The 25,864-nt window shown below is 63.1% G+C and carries 18 protein-coding genes; 2 read left to right on the top strand and 16 right to left on the bottom strand.

Annotated features, from left to right (window positions below):
* Positions 1 to 132 precede the first annotated feature (132 nt).
* Together BUB62_RS03325 and BUB62_RS03320 are read left to right on the top strand one after the other, a co-directional pair.
* Entirely contained in the window at positions 133 to 3,867 is a 3,735-nt protein-coding gene (locus BUB62_RS03325) for a sensor histidine kinase (RefSeq protein ID WP_084538794.1), read from the top strand.
* Between the two features lie 227 nt (positions 3,868 to 4,094).
* Entirely contained in the window at positions 4,095 to 7,661 is a 3,567-nt protein-coding gene (locus BUB62_RS03320) for a hypothetical protein (protein WP_073106187.1), read from the top strand.
* A gap of 6 nt (positions 7,662 to 7,667) precedes the next feature.
* Here the strand turns inward: BUB62_RS03320 and BUB62_RS03315 are convergent, their stop codons facing one another.
* The 16 genes from BUB62_RS03315 to BUB62_RS03240 all read right to left on the bottom strand — a co-directional run bounded on the left by BUB62_RS03315 (position 7,668) and on the right by BUB62_RS03240 (position 25,791).
* Positions 7,668 to 8,459, bottom strand: coding sequence for a bestrophin-like domain (locus BUB62_RS03315; RefSeq protein ID WP_143164008.1), 792 nt, complete (start codon positions 8,457 to 8,459; stop codon positions 7,668 to 7,670).
* Between the two features lie 123 nt (positions 8,460 to 8,582).
* Positions 8,583 to 9,227, bottom strand: a complete 645-nt coding sequence (locus tag BUB62_RS03310) for a hypothetical protein (protein WP_073106182.1) — start codon at positions 9,225 to 9,227, stop codon at positions 8,583 to 8,585.
* A gap of 87 nt (positions 9,228 to 9,314) precedes the next feature.
* On the bottom strand, positions 9,315 to 11,417 hold the full coding sequence (locus BUB62_RS03305) for a beta-N-acetylhexosaminidase (RefSeq protein WP_073106180.1): 2,103 nt from the start codon (positions 11,415 to 11,417) through the stop codon (positions 9,315 to 9,317).
* Between the two features lie 61 nt (positions 11,418 to 11,478).
* Positions 11,479 to 12,564 (bottom strand): UDP-glucose--hexose-1-phosphate uridylyltransferase, encoded by a 1,086-nt coding sequence (locus BUB62_RS03300; protein WP_073106178.1) that lies wholly within the window; start codon positions 12,562 to 12,564, stop codon positions 11,479 to 11,481.
* A gap of 17 nt (positions 12,565 to 12,581) precedes the next feature.
* On the bottom strand, positions 12,582 to 13,757 hold the full coding sequence (gene galK, locus BUB62_RS03295) for a galactokinase (RefSeq protein WP_073106176.1): 1,176 nt from the start codon (positions 13,755 to 13,757) through the stop codon (positions 12,582 to 12,584).
* A 300-nt stretch (positions 13,758 to 14,057) separates the two neighbouring features.
* Complete coding sequence (locus BUB62_RS03290; protein WP_073106174.1) at positions 14,058 to 16,082, bottom strand: DUF4394 domain-containing protein; 2,025 nt, start codon at positions 16,080 to 16,082, stop codon at positions 14,058 to 14,060.
* Positions 16,083 to 16,305: 223 nt separating this feature from the next.
* Positions 16,306 to 17,037 carry an SDR family oxidoreductase gene (locus tag BUB62_RS03285; RefSeq protein WP_073106171.1) on the bottom strand — a complete coding sequence of 244 codons (732 nt, stop codon included), beginning with the start codon at positions 17,035 to 17,037 and terminating at the stop codon, positions 16,306 to 16,308.
* Positions 17,038 to 17,276: 239 nt separating this feature from the next.
* Positions 17,277 to 18,014 (bottom strand): energy transducer TonB, encoded by a 738-nt coding sequence (locus BUB62_RS03280; protein ID WP_159437397.1) that lies wholly within the window; start codon positions 18,012 to 18,014, stop codon positions 17,277 to 17,279.
* A 59-nt stretch (positions 18,015 to 18,073) separates the two neighbouring features.
* Positions 18,074 to 19,612 (bottom strand): carbon-nitrogen hydrolase family protein, encoded by a 1,539-nt coding sequence (locus tag BUB62_RS03275; RefSeq protein WP_394333416.1) that lies wholly within the window; start codon positions 19,610 to 19,612, stop codon positions 18,074 to 18,076.
* 301 nt (positions 19,613 to 19,913) lie between these two features.
* The gene (locus tag BUB62_RS03270; RefSeq protein ID WP_073106167.1) at positions 19,914 to 21,065 is read right to left on the bottom strand and encodes a T9SS type A sorting domain-containing protein; all 1,152 of its coding nucleotides are present in this window, start codon (positions 21,063 to 21,065) and stop codon (positions 19,914 to 19,916) included.
* A 177-nt stretch (positions 21,066 to 21,242) separates the two neighbouring features.
* On the bottom strand, positions 21,243 to 21,905 hold the full coding sequence (locus BUB62_RS03265; RefSeq protein ID WP_073106164.1) for a 3-oxoacid CoA-transferase subunit B: 663 nt from the start codon (positions 21,903 to 21,905) through the stop codon (positions 21,243 to 21,245).
* A gap of 111 nt (positions 21,906 to 22,016) precedes the next feature.
* Positions 22,017 to 22,712: a CoA transferase subunit A gene (locus BUB62_RS03260; RefSeq protein ID WP_073106162.1), complete on the bottom strand. Its 696-nt coding sequence runs from the start codon at positions 22,710 to 22,712 to the stop codon at positions 22,017 to 22,019.
* Between the two features lie 139 nt (positions 22,713 to 22,851).
* Entirely contained in the window at positions 22,852 to 23,799 is a 948-nt protein-coding gene (locus BUB62_RS03255; RefSeq protein ID WP_073106159.1) for a bifunctional riboflavin kinase/FAD synthetase, read from the bottom strand.
* Positions 23,800 to 23,845: 46 nt separating this feature from the next.
* Positions 23,846 to 24,652 (bottom strand): tRNA pseudouridine(55) synthase TruB, encoded by an 807-nt coding sequence (gene truB / locus BUB62_RS03250; protein ID WP_073106157.1) that lies wholly within the window; start codon positions 24,650 to 24,652, stop codon positions 23,846 to 23,848.
* The gene (locus BUB62_RS03245) at positions 24,649 to 25,455 is read right to left on the bottom strand and encodes an undecaprenyl-diphosphate phosphatase (RefSeq protein ID WP_073106155.1); all 807 of its coding nucleotides are present in this window, start codon (positions 25,453 to 25,455) and stop codon (positions 24,649 to 24,651) included. The genes truB and BUB62_RS03245 overlap by 4 nt, the downstream gene beginning before the upstream one ends.
* The gene (locus tag BUB62_RS03240) at positions 25,456 to 25,791 is read right to left on the bottom strand and encodes a DUF3098 domain-containing protein (RefSeq protein WP_073106152.1); all 336 of its coding nucleotides are present in this window, start codon (positions 25,789 to 25,791) and stop codon (positions 25,456 to 25,458) included. It lies immediately after the preceding gene.
* Positions 25,792 to 25,864 lie beyond the last annotated feature (73 nt).

Raw genomic sequence — 25,864 nt, 5'->3', positions numbered from 1 at the left:
AAGCGTACACCTGAAGGTAGTGCGTACTGCCGCGCCCGAAAGATAGGAAATGCCGCCCTTTGGCGGCATTTTTGTTGGTAGCCCGCTCTCCTTTTCGCCCCGATCTTCCCGTCGGCCCAGCCCCAGTTGCTTTTGAAGTCGTTCCGCCTTTCGCCGTTGCTGTTGTTGATTGGGGCGGCCCTGTGCTTTCTGGGCGCGTACGTGAGCAGCCAGTACGGTCAGGCCGCCGACACACTGCTGCGCACCGACGTGGCCCGCCTGCAGAGCCTGGTGCTGGAAGCCGAAACCACCGCGGAGCGCGAAGCTGCCGAAGTAGCCGACCGGCTGCGACAGGGCCAGATCAGCTTCAGCTCCCTGATTGGCCGCACCACGTATCCGTGCTTTATTTTTCGCGGCGAGCAGCTCTGGTACTGGTCCGATCATACGATGCGGCCGGATGCCGAAAACGTGGGGCAGAACTTCGAGGAGAAGCTCGTGGACATGAAGTTCGGGCGCTTTCTGGCCTTGCGCCAAACGGCTGGCCCCTACGTGATTCTGACCTACGTGCCCCTGGAAAAGCGCTACGGCATCAGCAACCGCTACCTGAAGGAAGGCGAGGAAACGGCGCTGTTCCGGGGCCTGAACGTGGGGCTGGTGGTCAATCCGACCGGTGGCCGCGCACTGCCCAAGATCTACTCGGAAGGCGGGCGCTACCTTTTCTCAATCGAGAACCTGCAAACGAACTCGGCAGCGGGCAAATATCTATCGTTGGCGCTGCTGCTGCTTGGGTTTGGGCTGTATCTGTTTGCCTGGCTAAAGCTGGCGCGCGACTTTCTGGCCCTGGGCGAAATAGTGGCGGCGGCCGCGACGGTAGTAGTGCCGCTGGCGGCGTTTCGGGCGGTGCTGCTGTACTTGGGGCTGCCTTTCTCCGTCATTGAAATTCCGCTCTTTGATCCGCGCGTGTACGCGGCCTCCTGGCTGGCGCCTTCGCTCGGCGACTTGCTCATCAATGCCTTTCTGCTGCTGCTCACAGCCTATTATGGCCTGGTGCTGTTTCGGCGCTACGGGCTGGTGCGGTGGGGGCGACAGGTGCACGGGCTAGCGGCGCGGGCGCTGTTTGGGGGCGTGGTAGTGCTGCTGTTTCTGGGGTTGCTGGAGCTGCTGTTTCAGTTCTATTCCAACAGCTTCAACAACTCCCAGTTGGTGCTGGATATCACGCAAAGCATCCAGATCAGCGGCTTTAAGCTGCTGCTGGGCTTTGCCATCGTGCTGCATACCGGTGGCTATCTGGTCGGGTTCTATATTCTGTCGCAACTCTTCACCACTATCGTTCGGCCGGGCACCAAGCGGCTTGGCGTATTGCTGCTGGGCAGCAGCGCCATTGTTTTTCTGCCCACCGGCCTGTGGCTCGATCAGATGGATCTGGTGCTGTTGGGAATCACGCTGCTGTTCTTTTTCGTGGTTCGGCTCACCGGGCTCAAGCAACTGGCGGCGGTGGTGCCCTACCAGATTTACCTGTTTATCTTCCTGATGCTGGGGGTCAGCTCGGCGGTGGGGGCCCTGGCCCTCTACGAGCATTTCGACCACCAGCTAGTTTTGAACAAGCAGAATATTGCGGCCAACCTACTGCTGGATAATGACTTGCAGGGTGAGTATCTGCTGGCTGGGCGCACCCGCGAGCTGGCGGCCGACCCGCTGATTCGCTCCATGCTGGCCAGCCCGTTTGCCAACCGCGACATGGTACGGCAGAAGATTGTGAAGTATTACCTGCGCGACTATTTCGACAAATACGAAATCGTGGTGTCGCTCTTCGACCCGAACGGCAAGGCGGCTGACGGGGGCGAGCGGGCTCCTTCCCTGTACCAGGTGCGGCGGCAGCTGCTGCGCAAGGCCACGCCCACCGACCAGCCCAACCTGTACCTCGTGCGGGGCAGTAACTCGTTCAGTACCAGGCGCTACGTGGCGTTTGTGCGGGTGCCCAGCGCCGCCGGGCGCGGTGCCAACACGGTGCTGCTGGAGCTTTCGCTCAAGAAGCTGACGGCCTACAGCGTGGTGCCCGAGCTGCTGGTCGATCAGAAGTTCTTTCAGCCCAATATTGGCCCGGAGCTAAGCTACGCCGGCTACGAAAACGGCCGTTTGATGTACAATGAGGGGGATTTTGACTACAGCAACAACCTCTCGGCTCAAGAGCTGCGCGACCCCAAGCTCTACACCGCGGGCCTGTCGGTCAACGATTTTCACCATCTGGCCGTGCGCGGGCCGCAGGGCCGCACGGTGGTGGTCACCACGGCCACGTACTCGTTCAGCAACTGGCTGTCGAATTTTTCCTTCCTGTTTTTGCTGCACACTTTCTTCTGGCTGCTGTGCATCGGGCTGTACATGCTGGGACGGGGGCGCTACGTGGAGGCGTTTCAGACCAATTTCAGCACCAAGATTCAGCTCTTTCTCAATTTTGGCATTTTGGTGCCGCTGGTGGTGGTAAGCGTGGCCACGGCCAGCCAAGTTACCTCTTCTTACAAAAGCGACCTGCGCCGCACCTACGAGCGGCGCGGCAAAGCAGTGCAGGAAAACCTGCTGCGCAACACGGGCCTGCTGGCCGACTCGGCCAGCCGCGCCCCACTCATCGACCTGGCCGAAAACGTGGCCGGCCTCACCGAAACCGACCTCAACCTCTACGATGCTCACGGCCAGCTGCTGGTGAGCAGTCAGCCTCTGATCTTCGAGTCGGGCTTGCTGAGTCCGCTGATGAATCCGCAGGCGGTGGCTTCGCTGGCCGAGCGTGGGCAGCCCAGGGTGTTGCTCACCGAACAGGCCGGCACGCTCTCGTTCAATGCGCTGTATCTGCCGCTGCACACGCTCACGGGCCAGGGGCAAGCCGGGGCGGTGACGGGCTACGTGGGTATTCCGTTTTTCGACTCGGAAAAAGAGCTGGACAACAAGCTTATCGAGCTGATTTCGACCATCCTGAACATCTTCACCGTGATGTTCATCCTGTTTTTGGTGCTCACTTTCGTGGCCTCGCGGCTGCTGACCAACCCGCTGAAAGTCATTACCGAAAAGCTGAAGCACACCACCCTCACCGGCCAGAACGAGATGCTGGCCTACGAGTCGTCGGATGAGATTGGGCTGCTGGTGCGCGAGTATAATGCCATGCTGCTGAAGCTGGAGGAGAGCAAGCAGGAGCTGGCCACCCAGGAAAAAGAGGCCGCCTGGCGCGAGATGGCCCGGCAGGTGGCCCATGAAATCAAGAACCCGCTCACGCCGATGAAGCTCTCGCTGCAGTTTTTGCAGAAGGCCATTGCCGAGCAGCGGCCCAACGTGGAGGAGCTGATCGGCAAAATCTCCCAGACCCTGATTACGCAGGTAGATGTGCTGAACGACATTGCCACGTCCTTCAGCAACTTCACCAACCTGCCCGCCATGCGCCCCGAGCGGTTGGATGTGGTGGCCATTCTGCATCGCTGCGTGGCCCTGCACCAGGGCGACGCGCACGGCGGCACCATTCAGCTGCACGAGCCCGCGGAGGCCCAGGCCGGCCACTACCTCGTCTTTGCCGATGAAAACCTGCTGGTGCGCACCTTCAACAACCTGCTGATCAATGCCCTGCAATCGGTGCCGGCCGGGCGCACTCCGCACGTAGTAGCGGCCGTGACCCGGCAGGAGAATGACCAGGTGCGCATCTGCATTCAGGACAACGGGGCCGGCATTCCGGCGGACGTGCGCGACAAGATTTTCGTGCCCAATTTCACCACCAAGGAATCCGGCTCCGGCATTGGGCTGGCGGTGGCGCGGCGCGGCATTGAAAGCGCGGGCGGCCGCATCTGGTTTGAAACCGAAGAAGGCGTGGGCACCAGGTTCTGCATCGAGCTGCCGCTGGCTCCGGCGTAGAAGGCTGCTGCATTTTTTTCGCCTGTCATCCTGAGCCTGCGAAGGACCTTATCACGGTATAACGACTATCGTAACAACGACTTGTTCAACTGGCATAAGGTCCTTCGCAGGCTCAGGATGACAGATGGCCAAGACAGCCGGCCAATACCCAAACGACAAGCACCAAAAAACCGCTTCGCGCGTTGTTGAGCCAGCCCCGCCGTGTCCCCAATCCGCAACCCGTTTCTATGATCCGCAGCATTACGCATCGGCTTCTGCCCGCCTGCCTGCTGCTGATGGTTTTGCTGGCCGCGCACGCCGCCGTAGGGCAGCAGGTGGGCGTGCCGTCGTCGCGGCGGTGCCGCTGGGTGCGCCTCGCGCCGGACCGCGACACGACCAGCTTTGCCCTGCCCGATACGCTGACGGTGGTGCCGGCCTCGGTGAGCATTGAAGGCCGCAGCGTGGCCTACGACGCGCCCACCGACCGCTACCGCTACGTGTCGCGGGGCCGCCGCCTGCCCAACCCCGACCCCGGCCGGCCCGATATCATCGTGCCCGGCGCGCCCGACTCGGTGCTGGTGTGCTACCGCGTGCTGCCCGTGCAGCTTTCGGCGGCCCGCTACCGTCGGCCCCGCAGCCTGATGGACAGCCTGAGCTTCACGCGGCGCGTAATGCAGTTCGACGATTTTGCGGTGAAGGAGCAGATTCTGAGCACGCCCGGCATCAGCAAAACCGGCAATCTGTCGCGGGGTGTGTCGTTTGGCAACACCCAGAACGTGTTTGTCAACTCCTCGCTCAACCTGCAGCTGGAGGGCAAGCTCACGGACAAAATCAACCTCACGGCGGCTATTTCGGACCAGAACGTGCCGTTTCAGCCCGAGGGCAACACCCAGCAGCTCCAGGAATTTGACCGCATCTACATCACGCTGGCCCACCCCAACTGGAACTTAACGGCCGGCGACGTGGTGCTGCGCAACAAGCCCGATTACTTTCTGCGCTTCTACAAAAATGTGCAGGGCGCGGCGGCCGAGGTGAACCTGGGCCGCCCCGGCCGGCGCAGCAGCTCGGTGGCGGCGGCCGGCGTGGCCAAGGGCAAATTCGCTTCCATCGACTTGGCGCCCATCGAAAACGTGCAGGGACCTTACCGCCTGCGTGGGCCCAACGGCGAGCAGTTCATCATTGTGCTGGCCAACTCCGAGCGGGTGTTTCTGGATGGCCGGCTGATGACGCGCGGCTTCGATTTCGACTATGTGATTGACTACAATCAGGCCGAAATAACCTTTTCGCCCAAGCACCTCATCACCCGCAACTCGCGCCTCAAGGTCGATTTTGAGTACTCCGACTTCAACTATTCTCGCACGCTCACGCACCTGAGCCACTATCAGGAAGCGGGCCGGCTGAGCGTGCGGGCCAACTATTACCGCGAAGCCGACAACCCCGACAACTCGCCCAACCTCACGCTGGACTCGCTGGACCGCGCCCGCCTGCAGGCGCTGCCCGGCAACGTGAGCCAGCTGAGCGTGCCGGGCGGCGTGGCGGTGCAGTACAACCGCCAGCAGGTGCAGTACAACCGCGTGACCCGCACCGATCCGGTGACAGGGCAGCCCGTGGACACGTTCGTGTATCCGCCCACCGACTCCACCCGCGTGTTTGACGTGCGCTTCACGCAGGTGGACTCCGGCACCGGCGACTACAGCCTGAGCCCCGACGATGCCAACGCCAACGGCCGCGTGTACCGCTACGTGGGCACCGGCCGGGGCAGCTACCGCGCCGAGCGGCTGATACCCACGCCGCTGGAAAAGCAGCTCGTGGCCGTGGGCACCAGCTTCCGCCTCGATTCCACGGCTACGGTATTCGTAGATCTGGCCTCGTCGCAGCTGGATCTGAACCGGTTTTCGGCGGCGGCCGATAAGGGGCAGGCGTTTCGGGTAGGCTACGCCGTACTCGACCGGCCGCTGGCGCTGCCCATTTTGCGCGCATACAAGCTGCGCACCACCCTCGACTACGAGTATACCAGCCGCCGCTTCGCGCCCATCGACCGCTACCGCGACGTGGAGTTTGACCGCAACTGGAGCACCACCAGCACCACCCAGGGCAATGCCGTGCGCCGCGTGGCCCGCGAAGACAACATCCTCAACTTCTCGGTGGGGGCGGTGAAGGATTTCGACAACGCCTTCAACTACCGTCTCAGCCGCCGCTACCGGGCCGGCGAGGTGAGCGGTGTGCAGCACTGGCTGGACGTGGCCCGCAAACTAGGCGATGTGGAAGTGCGTAGCGGCCTGTTTGTGCTGAATTCGGAGGCGGGGCGGCGCCACTCGGGCTGGGCGCGGGGCGAGGCCACGGCCCGCTACGTGCGCGGCCCCGTGGTGCCCGGCTACGCCTACCGCTTCGACAAAAACCGCGTGGCCCTGCCCGACGGCGACTCGCTGACTTCGGCCAACTACTACGACGAGCACGCACTGTTTCTGCAAAGCCGCGACAGCGCCAAAACCCGCTTCCGCCTCGACTACACCTTCCGCCGCGACCAAACGCCCCAGGACAACGAGCTGCGCGAGCGGGGCCGCGCCCAAACCTGGCAGGGCACGCTGGCCAGCCGCCTGGGCCAAAACCAGGACCTGAACGTGCTGCTGGCCTACCGCGACCTGGCCGCCCGCGACAGCGCCCGTCAGCGCACGGTGCTGAGCAAAATCGACTGGAACGCCTCGTTTTTTCAGAACGTGCTACGCTCCGAGCTGAGCTACAGCATTGCCACCGGCCGCGAGCTGAAGCGCGATTTTGCCTTTCTGGTGGTGAGCAACGGTCAGGGCACCCACTACTATGGCGGCGATGCCAACGGCAACACCCGCCAGGACAAGGAGGAGTTTTTTGAGGCCCAAACGCCCGACGCGCAGTTTCGGACCCACATCAAGGTGTTTTTGCCCACCGACGACTACATTACCGCCTTCACCAACCGCTTCAGCTACCGCCTCACTACCAGTGCCCCGCGGGCGTGGCGCGAAGGGCAGGGCTTGCGGGCCCTGGCGGCACGCTTTTCCACCCTCACCACCGTCACGCTGGACCGGCGCACCACCGAAACCGCGCTCAGCTCGCGCCTGAATCCGTTTGCGTTTCAGACCGACGACCAGCTGCTGCTCTCGCTGAACAAGCTGCTGCGCAACACGCTCTATTTCAACCGCTCCAATCCTATTTTCGGGGCCGAATTCACGGTGCAGCAGACCCAGCAGAAGGTGCTGCTTACCAACGGCACCGACACGCGCAACCTGGCCAGCCAGCAGCTGCTGGTGCGCCGCACGCTGGCCCAGAGCTTCACCGGCCGCCTCACCACCGCGCGCACCGTGCGGGCCAGCCTCACCAATTACCTCAGCACGCTGCCCGGCACCCAGCCCGCCCGCGACTTTCGCCTGCTGAGCTACGAGGCCTCGCCCGAAATCAGCTACCAGCCCAACAACTCGCTGCGCTTCACCGGCACCTACCTGCACACCACCCGGCGCAACACCCGCGAAGGCGCGGAAAAGGACACTCGCGGCACCTTCGACGAGCTGGGCCTGGAAACGCGCTTGAGCCAGGTGAGCAAGCGCACCCTGACCGGGGCCGTGCGCTACGTGGGCGTGGGCTTTAAAGGCGGCCCCGAAAACTCGCTGGTGGGCCTCGAAATACTAAATGCCCTGCGCCCCGGCAGCAACTTTACCTGGAACCTGAACCTGGAGCAGCGCCTGAGCAACGGCCTGAACGTGACCGTGGCCTACGACGGCCGCAAGGCCAACGGCCTGAACGCCGTGCACACGGGCCGGATGCAGGTGTCAGTGCTGTTCTAGAGCCGTTTAGCCGCCGGCCCGGAACACTTGGCGCAGATCCAGCATCAGCTCGTTCATGTCGCTCACCCGAATCAGGCCCCGGCGCGGGCGGTCGAGGTCGAGGGTGATGTAGATGACCATGGCCACCAGGAAATGAAACGCGCCCACGGCCAGCCAGTCCACTTTGTGGCGGTTGGCGCTGGTGTAGCCCGTGAAGAAGGCCGTGGCCAACGACATGATGAACAGCATGTACACGATGGGGTCGGGCACGCGGGCCCGGCGGGCGGCCTGCCGGGCAATGGCCTGCTCAAACATCGTGTTCAGGCCCGTTACCATCTGCTCGGTGGCTATCTGGTTGTTCAGGTTGGGCGCCAGCAGCATAGTTCGGGCCCAGAGCCGGCGGCCGTAGCGGGCCGAGCGGCGCAGCGCCGTGTCCGTCACGGCTTTGTCGAAGGGGGCGGTAGAATACTGCAGCCGGGCTTCCAAGTAGTGGTTCAAATCGCGCCGGAAGGCCTGCCGCTGCGTGGGCTCATACAAATCAACCCGCTGAATAACCGTATTGATGGCCTTGGCCTCATCGACAATGGCGGTGCGGCGGGCCTCAAACCGGGTGCCCGCCATGGCGAAGGTGAAAGCCAGCAGCAAGCCCTGTAGCGCCAGCAGCGAAGCCACCGGCACCGACTGCTCATTCACCGGTGCAAACGACTTCCGCTTTCGGCCTACTCTTACACCAATAGCGGTGAAAATCAGCAGGAAGCAAAAAAGAATGACCACCAGGGCCGAAGCGTGGGTGCTGTATAGCATGGAATGCTCTTGCATGGCCAGAGGCATAGCGGCCCGGAATGAGGCGACTTTGTATCCTTAATATATAAACAATAATATATAAACACCAGCCTCGGATGGTGCCAGCAGCAGCGAAGCGTATTCAGGTGAGGTGGGCCGTCAGTTCAGACTGAACGAGAAGCCCGAAGGCATGTCGGTTTTCTGCGGAAAAAGGGCATCCAGCTTTTCGCGGCGGGCCGTGAACTCGGCCTGGCTGATGACGCTGGACTTGTAGAGGAAAGTGAGGCGGTTGAGCTGCAGGTCGTAGTCGATGAGGTGGCTGAGGTGGCCGTACTGCTGGCGCAGATACAGGTCGCGGCGCTTGAGCAGCACCCGGATAAACTCTTCCGCGGCCGGCGCTTCGCCCCGTAGGGGCAGAAACAGCACCAGGCCTTTCTGGTCGTCGTTGGCCAGCAGCAGGGTGCGCTGCTGGGTGAGCAGAAACGCCCCGGCCAGCAGCACCGCGCCCACAATACCTTCCAGCGGTCCTTCGAGCGTGCTGCCCGACGTGCCGGTCAGGTAGTCGAAGAAGCCCAGCAGACTGCCGCCCAGCACCAGCGCGGCCAGCACCAGCACCTCGGGCCGGCGGCGCAGGCGCAGCAGCCGGTCGCGCCCGATTTCCTCGAACGGCACCAGCACCGACCGCTCGCCCGCCAGGTTTTTCTCCCGGATTTGCACCTTATGGTCAGTGATGCTGAAGTACTTGGTTGAAAACAAGCTGCGCTGGAAGAGCGTGCCGCCCGTGAAATGCTCCTGGTATAACATAGTGATGTAATTTCCGAAGAAAAGCAGCGCCAGACTACTATTCGCCCACAAATATTCATTTGCCGCCTTCATTGGGCTTTGCCGCCCTTATTGGGGGCGGCTGGCCGGGGCCAGCACCAGCCGGCTCAGGGCCGGCACCAGCGCCAGCTCGGCCTGGCCGGCCGGGGCCTTGGCGGCTTCCAGCTGCTTTTGGGCCGCCGCCAGCCACGCGGCCGAAGGGGTCTGGCCCTTCTGAAGCAGCCGCAACCGCTCCAGCGCCAGGGTAGACAGGGCGCTGAGGCGGCTGGAAAGCGGGGCATATTCACCCAACGGCGCATGAGCGGCCAGCAGCGGCTGCACCAGCTTGTCGTTCAGCGCCCAGCGCACCAGCGGAGCCTGCACGGCGGCCAGGGCGGCGCGGGTGGCGGCATCGGTGGGCAGCGGAGCGGCGGCGGGGCGGCGGGCCAGCAGCGTCTCCACGGCCGCGCCAAACTCCCGCGCCTCCTCCGATTCGGCCGGGGCGGCATCCACGAGGCGGTTTAGCGGGGTCTGGGGGGTGTAGAACAGGCCCTGGAAGTGGCGCTTGTATTCCTTCACCGGCTCCAGCACGGCGGCCAGCGTGCGCAGCGGCTCCGCATTATGGCCGCCCACCATGGCCAGCAGCAATTGCTCAGGCACCACTTTGTGGCGCAGCCCCAGCGTTTCCAGCTCCCGCGACACCAGCGCCAGACGGCGGTACATATCCGGCACGTCGCGCACGGTGCCCGCCGACCACAGGCGCTCGGCCACGGCGGCGGCGCGGGGCCAGATGCGGCTTTCCAGAATCACGCTGTCGGCAAATTCGGCCCACATGGTGGCCTCGCCGCCTAGCACCAGGGCTTTTTGGGCATCGGTGAGGGGCGAGTCGGCGGGCAGCGGGTCGTTGAGGTAGTAAGTGGCGGCGCTGTAGTTCAGGTCGAGGTAATAGCCGTGGGAGAGCAGCACGGCGTGCCCGGCCTTGGCGGCCTCCACCAGCCCCTTGCGCCCGCGCCAGCTCTGAATCACGGCATCGGGCGGCAGGCCCGGCCCCAGAATCTCATCCCAGCCGATCATCTTCTTGCCGTATTTGGTTACAAACTGCAGAATGCGGCGGTTGAAGTAGGTCTGTAGCGCGTGCTTGTCGAGCTGGCCGTTGGCTTTCACGTAGCCGTTTTCCTTGGCCCAAGCCATAATGCGCGGGCTGCGCCGCCACTGCCGGCCGTCGTTTTCGTCGCCGCCGATATGAAAGTAGGGGTCGGGAAAAAGGGCTGTCATCTCGCCCAGCAGCTTATCCAGGAGCTGGTAAGTGGTTTCCCTGGTGGGGTCGAGAGCGATGTTGAGCGTGCGCCAGGTTTGGGCCGGGCCGTAGGTCGAGTCGTTGGAAGCCAGCTCGGGGTAGGCCGCCAGCCAGGCCGTGGTGTGGCCCGGCATATCGAATTCCGGCACCACCCGAATGCCGCGGGCGGCGGCGTAGCGCAGCACCTCGCGCACCTGGGCCTGGGTGTAGTATTGCCCGCTCACCTGGTGCAGGCGGGGCAGCACGCGGCTTTCCACCCGAAAGCCCTGGTCGTCGGAGAGGTGCCAGTGCAGCACGTTCAGCTTCACGGCCGCCATGCCATCGAGGTTGCGCTTGATGACCGCCACGGGCTGAAAATGGCGGGCCGCATCAATCAGCAGGCCGCGCCACCGGAAGCGCGGCCGGTCGGCGATGTCGGTTTCGGGGAAGTAAGCCGCTTTCTTATCCAGAACCAGCAACTGACGCAGTGTGGCCAGCCCGCGCAGCACGCCCAGGCTGCTGTTGGCCGAAAGCGCCAGCCCCATCGGCGTGACGCGCAGGCTGTACGCTTCGTCCGCGCTTGGGTCGGTGGGCAGTCCCACGCGCCCATACTGAATGATGAGGTCGGCGGGCACGCCGGCGGCCACCAGCTGCGGACTCAGGCGCTTGTCGCGGGCCTGGCGGCTCAGCCACTGGCCCAGCTCCGCCACCGCCGGCGCGATGGCCGAATCGGCCTGCAAGGCCTGAATCTGCACGCGCCACTGGCCTTTCAGCACAAAGCGGCCCGCGCCCCAGCGCACCGTGGCAGGCACCGGCAGCAGGCTCCGGGTTTCGGCCACCTGGGCGCGGCCGGGGCCGCCGCCAAGCAGCAGCACAAGAAGGAAAAGGAGACGAAAGCAGAAAATACGGTGGCGCATAGGGCAGAGCAGGAAGCGGACCCCGCAAAGGTACGCGCCCCGGCCGGGAGGGCCAGCGCCACTAGCCGGGCTGCTCCTGCGGGCCGGCCGGCGCGTGCCTGTAGTGCACTTCCGGCTGGCTGCGCAGGCGCTCAGCAGCCCATTCGGGCGTGATGTCGCGCTGGGCATTGGCCAGCAGCTCGTAGCCGACCATAAACTTGCGCACCGTGGCCGAGCGTAGCAGCGGCGGAAAAAAGTGCATGTGCAGGTGCCATTCCGGGTGCGGCTGCCCATCAGTAGGGCGCTGGTGCAGGCCGGCCGAGTACGGAAACGAAGTCTGAAACAGGTTGTCGTAGCGGATCGTGAGGCGGCGTAGCGCGTCGGCGAAGTCGTCCTTTTCGGCTTCCGTGAGCTGGGTAAGATCCGGCACCGGGCGGCGCGGGAGCAGCAGCGTTTCGAAAGGCCAGCTGGCCCAGAAGGGCACCAGCACCACCCAATGCTCATTTTCGAGCACCAGCCGGCTTTTCTCCGCCAGCTCGATGGCCAGATAGTCGGTGAGCAGGGTGCGGCCGTGCTGCTGCCAATGCGCCAGCTGCTGCCGGCCTTCCTTTTCGGGCTCGCCGGGCACGGTGCGCTGCGCCCAGATCTGGCCGTGCGGGTGCGGATTCGAGCAGCCCATCATCTGGCCTTTGTTCTCAAAAATCTGCACGTAGCCAATGTCCGGCCGGGCCCCGAGGGTGCGGAACTCGTCGGTCCACACGTCTACTACACTCCGTATTTCGGCCGGGCTCATTTCCGGCAGCGTCAGGTCGTGGCGGGGCGAAAAGCAGATGACGCGGCCCACGCCGCTTTCGGCTTCGGCCCGCAGCAGCCCGCCCCGCTCGAAGCCGCCGGCGGGGCCGTCGTCGCGCAGGGCGGCAAAATCGTTGTCGAACACGAACGTGCCGGCGTAGGCGGGGTTGTGCACGCCGTTGGCCCGTACGTTGCCGGGGCAGAGGTAGCAGCCGGCATCGTAGGCCGGGCGGGAGGCCGTGTCGGGGGCTTCCTGCTGGCCCTGCCACGGCCGCAGCGCCCGGTGCGGCGACACCAGCAGCCACTCCCCGTTCAGGGCATTGTAGCGCCGGTGGGGGTGTTGGGCCAGATCAAAAGACGTGGAGGGTTCAGGCATCACGGGCTAAGCTATAATCAATGAGTGGCCAGCGCCGGCGGCAGTACCGATACGCCTTCCACGATGGTCGTCTGGTAGGTTTCCAGCACCAGGCCCAGCTGCTGCTGGTAAGCAGCCGTGGTGGTGGCAATGAACGCCGGCACCACGGCGGCGGGCAGCAGATTGATGGTGCAGCCCCCAAAGCCGCCGCCCATCATGCGGGCTCCCAGCACGCCGGGCTGGCTGTGGGCTATCTGCACCAGCGCATCCAGCTCGGCGCAGCTCACCTCGTAGTCGTCGCGCAGGCCGGCGTGCGAGGCATACATCTGCTGGCCGACGGCGGCCATGTCGCCGGCCTGCAAATATTGGCAGGTAGCCTCTACGCGCAGGTTCTCCTGCACCACGTAGCGGCAGCGGCGGTATACCACTGGTCCTAGCTCGGCGCGGTGCTGCTCCACCTGCTCCAGGGTGGCATCGCGCAGGCTTGCTACCTGCGGGTGGTGGCGGCGCAGCACCGCCACGCCCTGCTCGCACTCCTGGCGGCGGGTGTTATAGGCCGAGCTGGCCAGGCTGTGCTTCACGCCCGAGTTGCAGAGCACTAGATGGTAGGCCGCCGAGTTGAACGGAAAATACTGGTATTCCATGGAGCGGCAGTCCAGGCGCACCACGTGCCCCGACTGCCCGTGCAGGCTGGCAAACTGGTCCATGATGCCGCACTGCACGCCCGCAAACTCGTGCTCGGCCCGCTGACCCATGTAGGCCAGCTCCAGCCGGCTCAGGTTGGCCTCCAGCAGCTGATTGAGGGCGAAAGCCAGGCCGCATTCCAGGGCCGCCGATGAGGAGAGGCCCGCGCCGATGGGCACGTTGCCGCCGAATACGCAGTCGAAGCCCGGCACTGCAATGCCGCGCCGCTGAAACTGCGCCACCACGCCTTTCAGGTAGTTGGCCCACAGGGTTTTGCCCGGCTGCACCGGCTCGCTTTCCAGCCGCAGGTCGTAGGCTTCCTGCATGTCGTAGGAAAACAGGCGGGCCGTGCTTAGCCCGTTGAGACCAACGGCAAACAGGATTTCCTTGTCGATGGCTGCCGGCAGCACGAAGCCGCCGTTGTAGTCCGTGTGCTCCCCAATCAGGTTCACGCGGCCCGGTGCTCGCACCAGCAGCGGCCGGTAGCCGTAGCGCTGCTGAAAAAGGGTGTTTATCTGCTGTGCTAACATGCTGATAGGTAGAGATTTTTTTCGACAAAAAACACCCGTGCGCCCAACCGCAGGATCTGTATGGTAAACTTAGGCAATCGTTTACGAAAGCCGGGAATTGTATCTGTTTAGGATTCCGGCGCTGCTCATTGCGTGTCTCCAAGTCTCACACGCTCCCCAATTCGTTTCGCCCGGCTGCTTTTTCGCTAACTCATTCCCTACCTGCTTGCCTTGCTGACGAGCCTGCCGCGCATAAAAAAAGCCCGCCGAAATCTTCGGCAGGCTTTTTTATGTGCTTTATTTTTAGATTGATACCAAGGGCTAATGCGTCACCATTACCTGCTGTACGCCGGCGGGCTGGCCGTCCAGCGTGAGGTGCAGGAAATACAGGCCGGCCCGGACCTGGCCCGCGTCCCAGCGCAGCATCTGGTCGCCGGTGGGGCGGATGCCGGCAGGCAGCGCGTCTACCTGGCGGCCCAGCGCGTCGAATACCGCTACGGCTACGTGGGTGGGCTTGGCGAGGCGGAAAGCCACGGTGGCTTGATCCAGCACGGGGTTCGGATAAACAGCCAGCGGCGTGGCGGCCAGCTCGGTGCGGCTGCGGTTGCCGGTGCTCACGCCGGCCGCCGAGGCCACCGCAATGTCGCGGATGGTGCTGCCGAAGCCGATGAGGCCGGTGGTGCCCACGGGCGTGGCCGCGCCGGTCGTCAGGTTCACGGTGTAGAGGTTGCTGTTGTTGGAAGTGCCCGTGGTGGCCACCAGATACGCCGTGTTTACGCCCACGCCGGTGCTGTAAATATCCAGGTCAACATTGGGCGCGGCAGTGTTGGCCGTGATGCCCGAAGCGCCCACGGTGGTCAACTGCCCATCCTGCGGCGGGTTGGCCGTGGCCTGGGTGTTGAGCAGGTTCAGCACCTCGTCGTAGTTGTAGAGCGTGGTGCCTGTGGTGGTGTTGGCTCCCGTGAAACTGTTGGTGTAAGCCACCGCCCCGATGGTCGGCACGTTGGTGCCCGAGGTGTAGGCTACCTGCCCATCGGTGAAGGCCAGCGCCCCGTTGGCCGGGTTCAGGCGGTAGTTGTTGCGGTTGGCTCCCACCACCCGAATACGGTCCACGGTGGGGTTGAAGTCGAAGCCGATGCTGCCGGTGCCCAGCTCCAGCCGCACGGCCGGACCAGCCGCCGAGGCTACGCCCGTGTTGGCATTAATAGAATAGATCTGGGCATTGGCCACGCCCGCCGCGGCCGCGGCGTTGTAGCCCAGCGCATACAGCGCATTGTTGAGCGGGCGCACGTCCAGCCCCACCAGCGTCTGGGCGGCATCCACGCCCGTGAGGCCAGTTGCCGTGCGGATCAGGCCGGGCTGGGCCGTGTCGAAGGTGAGCAGGTTGGTGCCCGCCAGCCCGTAAGCCAGCTGCCCCGTTACGGCAGGCAGCGTGGCCGGCCGGCTGATAGCCAGCGCCAGATCCACGAAGCTGAAAGTGTTGTTGGCAGCGCCCAGCGTGCCAGCGGCCGTGGTGGCACCAGTGCTTAGGTTTACGGTGTAGAGCTGGTTGGTTACCGTTAGCGTAGCCAACGATATTGTAGACAGCGACATGTAAGCCGCATTCTGGCTCGTAGCGGGGTTGAAATAGATGTCGAGGTCCGAAATCTGAAACGGACTGTTGGTGCTCACGCCCAGCGGCCCCACTGTGTTGAGCGTGCCGTTGTTAGGTGGGTTCTGCGTGACCAGGCGGCTGGCCGCTTCGTCGAGATTGTAGAGCGTGGTGGCCGTGCTGCCGATGTAGGAGTTGGTGTAGGCCGAGGAGCCCACGCCGGGCGTTTGGCCGGCATTGGCATCGGTGGTGGCGTAGGCCAGCGTGCCATCGGTGGCCGCGATACCGCCCGTAGCCGGGTTCAGGCGGAAGTTAGCCCCGTTGGCGGCCGTCACCCGAATGCGGTCCACGGTGGGGTTGAAGTCGAAGCCGATGCGGGTGCCGTCGGTGCCCAGTGCCAGCGTCTGCACGCTGCCCACGGGCGTGAGGGCGCCGGTGGTCGAGAGCGAATACAGCTGGGCATTATTGGTAGCGGCGGCATCATTGTAGCCCAGCGCAAAGAGCTGGCCCGTAGCCGGGCGCGTGTCGATGCCCACGATATCCTGCCCGGCGGCCAGCCCGGTAATGGCAGCCGTAGCCGTGAACGTGCCGGGGGCCGTTATCTGGAAGGTGGCCAGACTGTAGCTGTTGCTCAAGTCTACGGTCAGCCCGTAAGCCGTTTGGGCGGCAGCGGGTAGGGCAGCGGCCCCGGTCAGCAACGCAGCGAGGGCCGTGCCTTTCAGGGCTGCCAGTAAGCGGGTAGAGGTAGTCTTCATGAAATCAGATGGTTTGGTAAGTTGAAAAATGGAGTGGACCAGAATCAGGATGTACGGGTAGTTGTCGCGCAATGGTTTTAACAAATCATCAATTAATCTTATTTTAAGCTCCAGCTACCTTTCTGAGCAGCGGGTTTTTGCGTGATGAGCGTAACTGCCACATAAAAAAGAGCCGCTCCTGCTGAAGCGGCTCTTTTCTGAAGCAAGCGGCGGCAACCGCTGCCTACCACGGCACGGGCTTGCCCTGCCAGGTCACGAAGCTGCCGTTTTCCTCGGCGTGCAGCTGGTCGGCAAGGCGGATGATGCCCCGGGCCGAGTCGGCGGGGAGCAGGGCCGCGCCCGTGCCGCCCATGTCGGTGCGCATCCAGCCGGGGTCCACCATGATGGAAACCAACCCGTCGTGGCCGGCTTCAATGGCCAACGTGCGCATGTACATGTTCATGGCGGCCTTGCTGGCGCTGTAGTGGTACTGGCTGCCCGAAGCCTTGAGCGTGAGCGAACCCAGCCCGGTCGAAATATTCACGATGCGGCTCTTACGGCCTTTTTTCAGCAGCTCCAGAAACTGCTGCGTCACCAGCAGCGGCCCTACGGCGTTGGTGGCCAGCACTTGCATGGCATCCTGGTAGCGCAGGTGGCCCAGGCGCTGGGTGGCGGGGTCGTCGCCGAGGCCCGCGCCGGGGTGGCCGGGCAGAATGCCGGCGTTGTTGATGAGGATATCCAACGCTTCAGCGTGGGCGTCCACCAGCTCGTGGGCCGCCGCCAGCGAGGCTTCATCGGTCACATCGAGGCTGAGCAGGATGAGCTTGTCGGGGTACTGGAGCTGCAGCGCCTGCAGCTCGGTAGCGGCATTGGGGTGGCGGCAGGCGGCAAACACCTGGTCGCCGCGCTCCAAGTACTGACGGGTGAGTTCGAGGCCCAGGCCGCGGTTGGCACCGGTGATGAGGACACGCTTCATGTGGGAAAGTTGGGGTGGAAAGGTTGGCGCCGAAGTTTACTCAAAAAAAGCCCGGTTTGCGGCAGTTGCCTAAATCTGCTCCGCAGTCTCTAGGCTTGGCCGAGTTATCATTATGCCGGAGTGTCTTTGCCACAAGCACCGCGCACCGCTAGTTCGTCTCAACGGCGCGGCCAGGTTCACCGCGTGGATGCTTAAGCGCAGGTGTTATTCGGCCCAGCCCAGTGTCGGCGGAAGATTTGCTAATGTTGGCGGGAAGAAGTGGGAGCCATTATCAGCATTTGGAGGTCTCCGGCTTGGTGTGGTATGATGCTCATCCGCTGTGCCACGGCCGCGCTACCTTCACCACGAGTGGCAATGGCGTAATGCACAAGTATTCGAAGATGGGAGAAGGCTGGCTGACCCTGATAAATGGCCGGAAGCCAGTGGTTAGGCGCTGCCTCAACTGCTTGCAACGTCTGTTTGTCCAACTCCAATTCAATAGATTGCTCTACGGCAAAATCAGTAGCCAACCCTTGGGGGCCGACAATGAAGCCGATGATAACTGTGCCCTGCTTTTGGTCGCGTAGCGCCTGATCCGGATGGCGCAGGCTAGTGGAAATGCATTGGAGCAACACTGCGTTGGAACCCAAAAAACGGGGTGCCCGGTTTGTGCGTACCGCACGCCATTCTGAACCCACGCGCAAACGGTAGCGGGCCGTATCAGGGCGCATAAAAACGATGCGGCTGGAATCGTAATCCATTGACCATTCTAGCTTGCCAGCGGGGTCGAAGTATTGCCAGACCCCCGTCGGAACATCGTCGGTCAGGGTGCCCCGCGCCCCTTCAGTTTTTATGCTCTCCACCTTCTTATGCCCCACTTTTTTTGCGCCAGCGCCCACTGGGAAAGAGCAATGAGCCAGAATAAAATCAATAAGCGTTTCATTGGGATAAAAAATAACGGACCGCAATATAAGCGGCCCGTTAGAATTAGGTAGCAAACCCCGCCGGGGCTTAACCGGGTTTTCTGCCACTGGGCATAGCAAGAGGTGGTATGTATTTACCCCGCCGCAATGGCCTTGCGGCGGCTGGGCTTGGCCAAGCGCTCGTCGCCCTGGGCCAACAGCTCATCGTCGCGGTCCGATTTCTTCACCGTCCAGCTCAGCGAGTAGAGGTCTTTGCGCCGGTCGCGCAGGTTGCGCACGGCCCCGCTGGTGTTCAGGTCCTTGAGCAGGTCCAGATCCAGGTCGGCAATCAGGGTCATTTCGGTATTGGGGGTGGCTTCGGCCACGATGGCATCGTGGGGGAAGGCGAAATCAGAGGGGCTGAACACGGCGCTCTGCGAGTACTGAATATCCATGTTTTCGACGCGGGGCAGGTTGCCCACCGAGCCGGTGATGGCCACGTAGCACTCGTTTTCGATGGCGCGGGCCTGGGCGCAGATGCGCACGCGCTGGTAGGCGTTCTTGGTGTCGGTCCAGAAGGGCACGAATAGGATTTTCATGCCCTCGTCGGAGAGCATCCGCGACAGCTCGGGGAATTCCACGTCGTAGCATACCAGAATGCCGATTTTGCCGAAGTCCGTCTCGAAGCACTTGAGCTTGTCGCCGCCGCGCATGCCCCAGTAGCTGGCCTCATCGGGCGTCACGTGCAGCTTGTACTGCTCGTCCACGGTGCCGTCGCGGCGGCAGAGGAAGGCCACGTTGTGCAGCTTGCCATCCTCATACACCGGCATGGAGCCGGCCACGATGTTGATGTTGTAGCTCACGGCCAGCTCCATCATCTTGGCCTTGATGGGTTCCGTAAACGCCGCCATGGCCCGGATGGCCACCGAGGGCGAGTCCTCGTTGGTAAGCGCCATCAGCGGGGCGTTGAAAAACTCTGGAAACAGCACGCAGTCCGACTTGTAGCCCGATACGGTATCCACGAAAAACTCAATCTGCTGTAATAAGTCTTCCAGCGAGCGGGTGGCCCGCATCTGCCATTGCACAATGCCGATGCGGACGTTGCTTTTCTGGTTGCCGATCAGCTTTTCCTCTTCCTCATAGTACACGTTCAGCCATTCGAGCAGCGTGGCAAAGGCTTTCGACTCCGAGTCGTAGGGCAGATAGCCGCGAATAATTTTGCGAACGTGAAATTCGTTGGAGAGCTGGAACGTGAGGATCGGGTCGGTGATTTCCTTGTTGCGTACCATTTCCACGTACTTGGCCGGCGTCATCTCGTTGGCGTAGGCCGCGTAGCCCGGAATGCGCCCGCCGGCCACCATGGCCCGCAGGTTCAGGTTTTCGCACAGCTCCTTGCGGGCATCGTAGAGGCGGCGGCCCAGGCGCAGCGAGCGGTACTCGGGGTCCACGAATACGTCCACGCCATAGAGCGTGTCGCCGTCGGGGTTGTGGGTGTTGAACTTGCCGTTGCCGGTGATTTTGGCGTAGGTGTGCCGGTCGCCGAAGTCGGAATACTGTACGATGATGGCCAGCGCGGCGGCCACAATCTGGCCATTATCCTCGATGCAGATCTGGCCCTCGGGGAATTTGCGCAGCAGCGCCCCAAACTCCTCCGCCGTCCAGGAGCCCTCCATATTGGAGTACACCTTGTCCATAATAGCCTTCACGGCCTTGAAATCGGAGCGGCGCAGGGTGCGCAGCACCAGCTTGTGGGCCGGAATGGCGGTGGGGGTGAGCAGCTCGGCGGGAGCGGGCTTGTCCACTTTTTTGGCGTGGCTGCCGCCGGGTTTGGCGGTGGAAGGAGTGGCCATATAGAATGCAGGAATGAAAGTGCGAGAAGGAAAGGCAAAGATACCGGAACAGCGGCCGGCCGCTAGCATCTTACGACGACCATCCTACTTCGGTGGCAAATCAGCCCGACTCCCTTCCCAAACACCCCTTGAGGCCCGGCAGTTGCTACGGCCGCACCACGCGCCGCACGGCCACGCCCTGGCTGGTCTGAATGGTCAGCAGCGCCACGCCGTGAAACTGGCCGAACGTGGCGGCAGCTACCGTAGCGGCCCCCTGATTCACCGCCAGCGTTTGCTCAAACAGCACCCGTCCGGCCAGGTCAGTAGCCTTGAGCCGGACGCGCGTGCCGGTGAGGCCCGCAAGATGCAGCGGCCCGCTGGTCAGCGGGTTCGGATACACCGCAACGGCGGCCTGGGCGGCGGCTGAGCGGGTGCCCAACACGAGGCGGCGGTACCGGTCGCGGTACTGCACGGCGGTAATCACTTCGCGGCCGCCCACCTCCTGGGTCGTGATGGTGAGCACCGGCACATGGTTTAGTTTAGCCAGCCACTTATACTCGCGGGTCAGGGGCACGTCCACGCCCACGCCCGGTACACCACCCAGGGCAATGCTGTCATGGTCAATCAGCCGGGTGACGACCCGCACGGTAGTGAACGTGCCGAACGGGGTGATGAGCGTGCCCCAGGCATCGGGCCGGTTTACGCGCTTGCGGCGGCGGCTGAAGTAGCCGGTAGCCGCCAGGGCGGCCGGGGTTTCAACAAAGGACCGGCTGGAGTCAGGCTGACTCGCGTAGCTGAGCGGGAAGCGGTAAATCACGTCCTGCTCGGCCGGGGTGCGGTAGGTGAGGGGCACCGGCAGGCCGCCCAGCAGGCCGCCGAAGCCCACCGAGCGAAACTCCTGCACCGGGGCCGCGGCCGCCGACACGTTGTAAAACTGGTAGGGGTCGGTGATGGGCAGCAGCGGGCCCGTAGCCAGCGGCAGGGGCGCGGGCGAAGCTACTGTGGCCCGGTTGGGGCCGCCCGCTGCCCCAAAGTATAGCTGAAAGAGGGGAACTGCCGTGGCTGCCACTGAAGTGTAGCGTTCCACCGTCTGCGACGTGGCCACCAGGTTGCTGTAGTTCCAGGTTTGGTTGGCCCCGCGCCGGGTAAGCGGGGGCGCACCGGCGGGCAAAACGGTGGAGGCCTGGCTAAGCCGAAGCGAGTCGACCGGCGCGGCCGTGGTTACCGCCGGCATGTCGGTGCGGTCAATCACCGGCGACTGGGCTCGGGCGGAAAACCCGGTGAGAAAGAGAAGAGTAGCGTAGAGGTAGCGGTTCATAAGCAGCGGGGAAAGTATCCGGGTGCCGAAGATACGAAGCACTCCGTGTCATTGCGAGGCCGAAGGACAAAGCAATCCGTCCTGTGAAATGTAGAAAGCCCTGACGTAGCACATACGTCAGGGCTTTCTACATTTCACAGGACAGATTGCTTCGCTCTGCTCGCAATGACAGGCGATTTACACGCCCTGCATTTCCGGTACGCCGCCGGCCGGAATCACCAGCTTGCCGGCCGTGGCGGCCTGAATCTGCTCCACGCTCACACCGGGGGCCCGCTCGCGCAGCACGAAGCCATCGGGCGTCACGTCGAGCACGGCCAGCTCAGTTACTATTTTCTTCACGCAGTGCAGGCCCGTGATGGGCAATGTGCACTTGGGCAGCAGCTTGCTGGAGCCGTCCTTGGCCACGTGCTGCATGGCCACAATGATGTTTTTGGCCGAGGCCACCAGGTCCATGGCGCCGCCCATGCCCTTCACCATCTTACCGGGGATTTTCCAGTTGGCGATGTCGCCGTTTTCCGAGACTTCCATCGCGCCCAGGATGGTCAGGTCCACATGCTCGCCCCGGATCATGCCGAATGAATCGGCGGAGCTGAACAGGCTGGAGCCGGGCAGCGTGGTCACGGTCTGCTTGCCGGCGTTGATCAGGTCGGGGTCTACTTCGGCTTCCGTAGGAAACGGACCCATACCCAGCAGCCCGTTTTCGGACTGCAGCTCGACATTGATGCCGGCCGGAATATAATTGGCCACCAGCGTCGGGATGCCGATGCCGAGGTTGACGTAGGAGTTGTTCTGTACTTCCTGGGCAATGCGCTTGGCGATGCCGTGTTTGTCGAGTGCCATAAAGTTATTTCACGCAGTGTCTCGCGGTGGGAAACCGCAATGGTTCGCAGTGGCCCGTTGAACGACACTGCGAGACACCGCGTCATCCACTGCGAACCACTGCGCGAAAAATCAACCGCGAACCGTCCGCTGTTCTATTCTTTTCTCATAATTGCGCCCCTCGAAAATGCGCTGAACGAAGATGCCGGGGGTGTGAATCTGGTTAGGGTCCAGCTCGCCGGCGGGCACCAGCTCCTCTACTTCGGCCACCGTTATTTTGCCGGCCGTGGCCATCATGGGGTTAAAATTGCGGGCGGTGCCTTTAAAGATGAGGTTGCCGGCCGTGTCGCCCTTCCAGGCTTTCACGAAGGCGAAATCGGCGTGCAGGGCGGTTTCGAGCAGGTACATCTTGCCGTTGAACTCGCGGCTTTCCTTGCCTTCGCCCACCTCCGTGCCGTAGCCGGCGGGAGTGTAGAAAGCCGGAATGCCCGCGCCGCCGGCCCGGCAGCGCTCGGCCAGCGTGCCCTGCGGAATCAATTCCACTTCCAGCTCGCCGCTCAGCAGCTGACGCTCAAATTCGGCGTTTTCGCCCACGTAGCTCGAAATCATCTTGCGCACCTGCTTGGTCTGCAGCATCAGCCCAATACCGAAATCATCGACGCCGGCATTATTGGAGATGCACACCAGGTTCTTCACGCCCAGGCGCAGGATTTCCTGAATGGAATTTTCGGGGATGCCGCACAGGCCGAAGCCGCCGAGCATCAGCGTCATGCCGTCGGTGAGGCCGTGCAGGGCGGCCTGCGCGTCGGCTACAACTTTATTGATCATAAGGTGGGAAAGGTTTTGGGGGCTGAAAGGTAGAATTTCCCGCAGAGTTTCGCAGAGGAAAAGCGCCGAGGCTCGCAGAGGTCCGTTCAACGACTCTGCGAGCCTCGACGCTTTTCCTCTGCGAAACTCTGCGGGAACCCTACGTCAGCGCCTTCCGCGTAGCCGCTTCATCCAAAGCCAGCTGCGCCGTCAGAGCCTCCAGCCCGTCGTATTTTTCCTCCGCCCGCAGCCAGGCCACGAATTCCAGCGTCAGCTCCTGGCCGTACAAATCACCGCTAAAATCGAGCAGGTTCACCTCAATAGTCTGGGCCAGGCCCTCGCCGATGGTGGGGCGCACACCGATGCTGAGCATGGCCGGGTAGCGGGTGCCGGCTGCCGTGCGGGCCCACACGGCATAAATTCCGCGGGCCGGCACCAGCTTCAGCGGCTCCACTAGCTCCAGGTTGGCCGTGGGGTAGCCGATGGTGCGGCCCAGCTGCTGCCCCCGCACCACCCGGCCCGTGAGCGGGTAGAGGTAGCCCAAGTAACGGTTGGCCGTAGCCACGTCGCCGGCCAGCAGGGCCTGCCGGATGCGGGTGCTGCTCACGCCCACGGCATCCACGTCTTCGCGCGGAATCTCCTCCACCGTCAGGCCGTAGCGGCCGGCGTGCTGGCTCAGGTAGTCGAAGCCGCCCTCGCGGTTTTTACCGAAGCGGTGGTCGTAGCCAATGACCAACTGCTTGGTGCCAACGGTTTTGAGCAAGATTTGCTGGATGTATTCCTCGGAAGTCAGGGCCGCGAATTCGCGGGTAAAGGGCACAATCAGCAGGTAATCAATGCCGAAGCCGCGCAGCTTCTCAATCCGCTCGTCGAGGGTGTTGAGCAGACGCAGCTCCAGCCATTCGGGGTGGGTGAGGGGCGGCCCGAGCACCAGCCGCGGGTGGGGCCAGTAGGTAATCACCACCGTGGGGCCGCCGTGCTGCCGGGCCACCTCGCGCAGCCGCGCCAAAATGCGCTGGTGGCCCCGGTGTACGCCGTCGAAGGTGCCGGTGGTCACGGTGGCATTGCCTAAAGCCGGAAACTGCGCCGGGTCCCGAACGACTTGCATCAGCGGTGAAGTGGTAAAATAGTGAAATGGTGAGTTTTTCGGCGGGCTATTCGGCGGGCGGCGTGGGCGGAGCGGGCTGCTGAGCGTTGTAATATTCCAAGCCGGCGCGGCGCTCGGGGCGGCGCTGCTTCTGCTGGCGGGGCGGGCGGGCTTCCTCGCCTGCGGGGCGCGGCGGACGCAGGGCTTCGAGCTGCTCCATCGTCAGTGCGTCGGTCAACTGGTAGTTGCCGATGCGGGTGCGGACCAGCTTGGTGAGGTGCGCGCCGACGCCCAGGGCCGCGCCGAAGTCGCGGGCCAAGCTGCGGATGTAGGTGCCTTTGGAGCAGGTAACGCGGAAATCAACCTCGGGCAGCGCAATGCGTGTGATTTCAAACTCCCGGATGGTCACCTGCTTGCTCTTGATTTCGGCCTCGCCGCCGCGCCGGGCCACTTCGTAGGCCCGCTCCCCGTTTATTTTGACGGCTGAAAACAGGGGAGGAGTTTGCTCAATCAGCCCCGTAAAGTGTTGGGTCGCCGCTTGAATTTCGGCTTCGGTGAGGTGGGCAAACGGCTGTTCGGCATCCACGGGCGTTTCCAGGTCGAAGCTGGGCGTGGTCTGGCCGAGGCGGAAGGTGCCGGTGTATTCCTTTTCCTGGGCCTGAATCAGGTCGATCTGCTTGGTTTTCTTGCCGGTACACAAGATCAGCAGGCCCGTCGCCAGCGGATCGAGGGTGCCGGCATGTCCGATTTTCTTGATGCGCAGCGTGTTTTTTACCTTGCGTACCACGTCGAACGAAGACCAGGTGAGCGGCTTGTTCACCAGCAGCACTTCGCCTTCGTCAAAATCAAATCCGGCCAGCGTTATTTCACTCATACCAACTTCAAATTAATGCCCAGGGCCAACATAATCAGCAGCAGCCCGCCCACGATGATGCGGTAGATACCGAACGCCCGAAAACCGTATTTCGTCACAAAGCCCACGAACAGCCGAATGGCTACCAGCGCCACCACGAAGGCCACGGCGTTGCCGAACAGCAGCAATTTCATCTGCTCGCCCGTGAGTGGAATGCCCAACTGGTGGTAGTCGAGCAGGTCTTTGGCGGCGGCGGCGGCCATGGTGGGCATGGCCAGAAAGAAGGCAAACTCGGCGGCGGCGCGGCGCGTGAGCTTCTGGGTGAGGCCGCCGATGATGGTGGCCGCTGAGCGGCTCACGCCCGGCACCACGGCTAGGCATTGAAACAGCCCGATCAGAAACGCCTCCTTAAAGCTCGGATTCGTCACCGGGTGGCCGCCTTCCTGCGGGTCTTCCTGCGGAAACCACTTATCCACGAACAGCAGCACAATACCGCCCAGCAGCAGCATCACGGCCACCGTCGTTACCGATTCGAGCAGGGCATCGATGTGCTTTTTGAGCAGCAGCCCGACCACAATGATGGGCACGAAGGCCGCCAGCAGCTTCAGGTAAAAGTCGAAGCTCTGGAAAAAGCGCCGCCAATACACCACGAACACTGACAGAATGGCCCCCAGCTGAATGACGACCAGGTACAGCTTGGTGAAGTCGGTGACCGGAATACCCAGCAGGGCCGAGGCAATAATCATATGCCCGGTGCTGGAAATGGGCAAAAACTCCGTCAGGCCCTCCACGATGGCCAGGAGCAGCGCGTGCCAGTAGCTCATCTAGGAAGGGCGCGTGTAGGTAGGGCGGCCAGGCGCGGCCGGGGCCGAAACCGGGGCTCTGCCGGGAATGGGGTTGGCGCTCAGCTCCTCGCGCGTCACAGTGTCGGTGGCCACCTCAGCGCGGTTGCCGTTGCGGGCCATAATGGCCCAGAACTCGATACCGAAGCCCACAGCCAGCAGAATGGGGCCGAGCGTGATGCCCAGGAATCCTTCGCCGTACGGGGCCGAGTCCAGCGTCATGGTGATAAAGCCGGCGGCCAGCACGGCCAGCCCGATAAACATCAGCCGGTAGTTACGCGGCCCAAAGGCGAAGCGGGGAGTGGGTTTTTGTTCCATTGGTAGGCTAAAGAACTGTCATGCTGAGCCTGTCGAAGCATCTCTACTGCAATGGTAATCAAGGAGTAGTGCG

It is taken from the genome of Hymenobacter daecheongensis DSM 21074, assembly GCF_900141805.1.
Taxonomy (GTDB): domain Bacteria; phylum Bacteroidota; class Bacteroidia; order Cytophagales; family Hymenobacteraceae; genus Hymenobacter; species Hymenobacter daecheongensis.
This window is presented reverse-complemented; position numbering and strand designations above follow the sequence as displayed.

Bases quoted from the DNA above. Each gene is read 5' to 3' on its own strand.
- BUB62_RS03320 (WP_073106187.1), top strand. From the start codon at position 4,095: ATGATCCGCAGCATTACGCATCGGCTTCTGCCCGCCTGCCTGCTGCTG.
- BUB62_RS03315 (WP_143164008.1), bottom strand. From the start codon at position 8,459: ATGCAAGAGCATTCCATGCTATACAGCACCCACGCTTCGGCCCTGGTG.
- BUB62_RS03310 (WP_073106182.1), bottom strand. From the start codon at position 9,227: ATGTTATACCAGGAGCATTTCACGGGCGGCACGCTCTTCCAGCGCAGC.
- BUB62_RS03305 (WP_073106180.1), bottom strand. From the start codon at position 11,417: ATGCGCCACCGTATTTTCTGCTTTCGTCTCCTTTTCCTTCTTGTGCTG.
- BUB62_RS03300 (WP_073106178.1), bottom strand. From the start codon at position 12,564: ATGCCTGAACCCTCCACGTCTTTTGATCTGGCCCAACACCCCCACCGG.
- galK (WP_073106176.1), bottom strand. From the start codon at position 13,757: ATGTTAGCACAGCAGATAAACACCCTTTTTCAGCAGCGCTACGGCTAC.
- BUB62_RS03290 (WP_073106174.1), bottom strand. From the start codon at position 16,082: ATGAAGACTACCTCTACCCGCTTACTGGCAGCCCTGAAAGGCACGGCC.
- BUB62_RS03285 (WP_073106171.1), bottom strand. From the start codon at position 17,037: ATGAAGCGTGTCCTCATCACCGGTGCCAACCGCGGCCTGGGCCTCGAA.
- BUB62_RS03275 (WP_394333416.1), bottom strand. From the start codon at position 19,612: ATGGACAAGGTGTACTCCAATATGGAGGGCTCCTGGACGGCGGAGGAG.
- BUB62_RS03270 (WP_073106167.1), bottom strand. From the start codon at position 21,065: ATGAACCGCTACCTCTACGCTACTCTTCTCTTTCTCACCGGGTTTTCC.
- BUB62_RS03265 (WP_073106164.1), bottom strand. From the start codon at position 21,905: ATGGCACTCGACAAACACGGCATCGCCAAGCGCATTGCCCAGGAAGTA.
- BUB62_RS03260 (WP_073106162.1), bottom strand. From the start codon at position 22,712: ATGATCAATAAAGTTGTAGCCGACGCGCAGGCCGCCCTGCACGGCCTC.
- BUB62_RS03255 (WP_073106159.1), bottom strand. From the start codon at position 23,799: ATGCAAGTCGTTCGGGACCCGGCGCAGTTTCCGGCTTTAGGCAATGCC.
- truB (WP_073106157.1), bottom strand. From the start codon at position 24,652: ATGAGTGAAATAACGCTGGCCGGATTTGATTTTGACGAAGGCGAAGTG.
- BUB62_RS03245 (WP_073106155.1), bottom strand. From the start codon at position 25,455: ATGAGCTACTGGCACGCGCTGCTCCTGGCCATCGTGGAGGGCCTGACG.
- BUB62_RS03240 (WP_073106152.1), bottom strand. From the start codon at position 25,791: ATGGAACAAAAACCCACTCCCCGCTTCGCCTTTGGGCCGCGTAACTAC.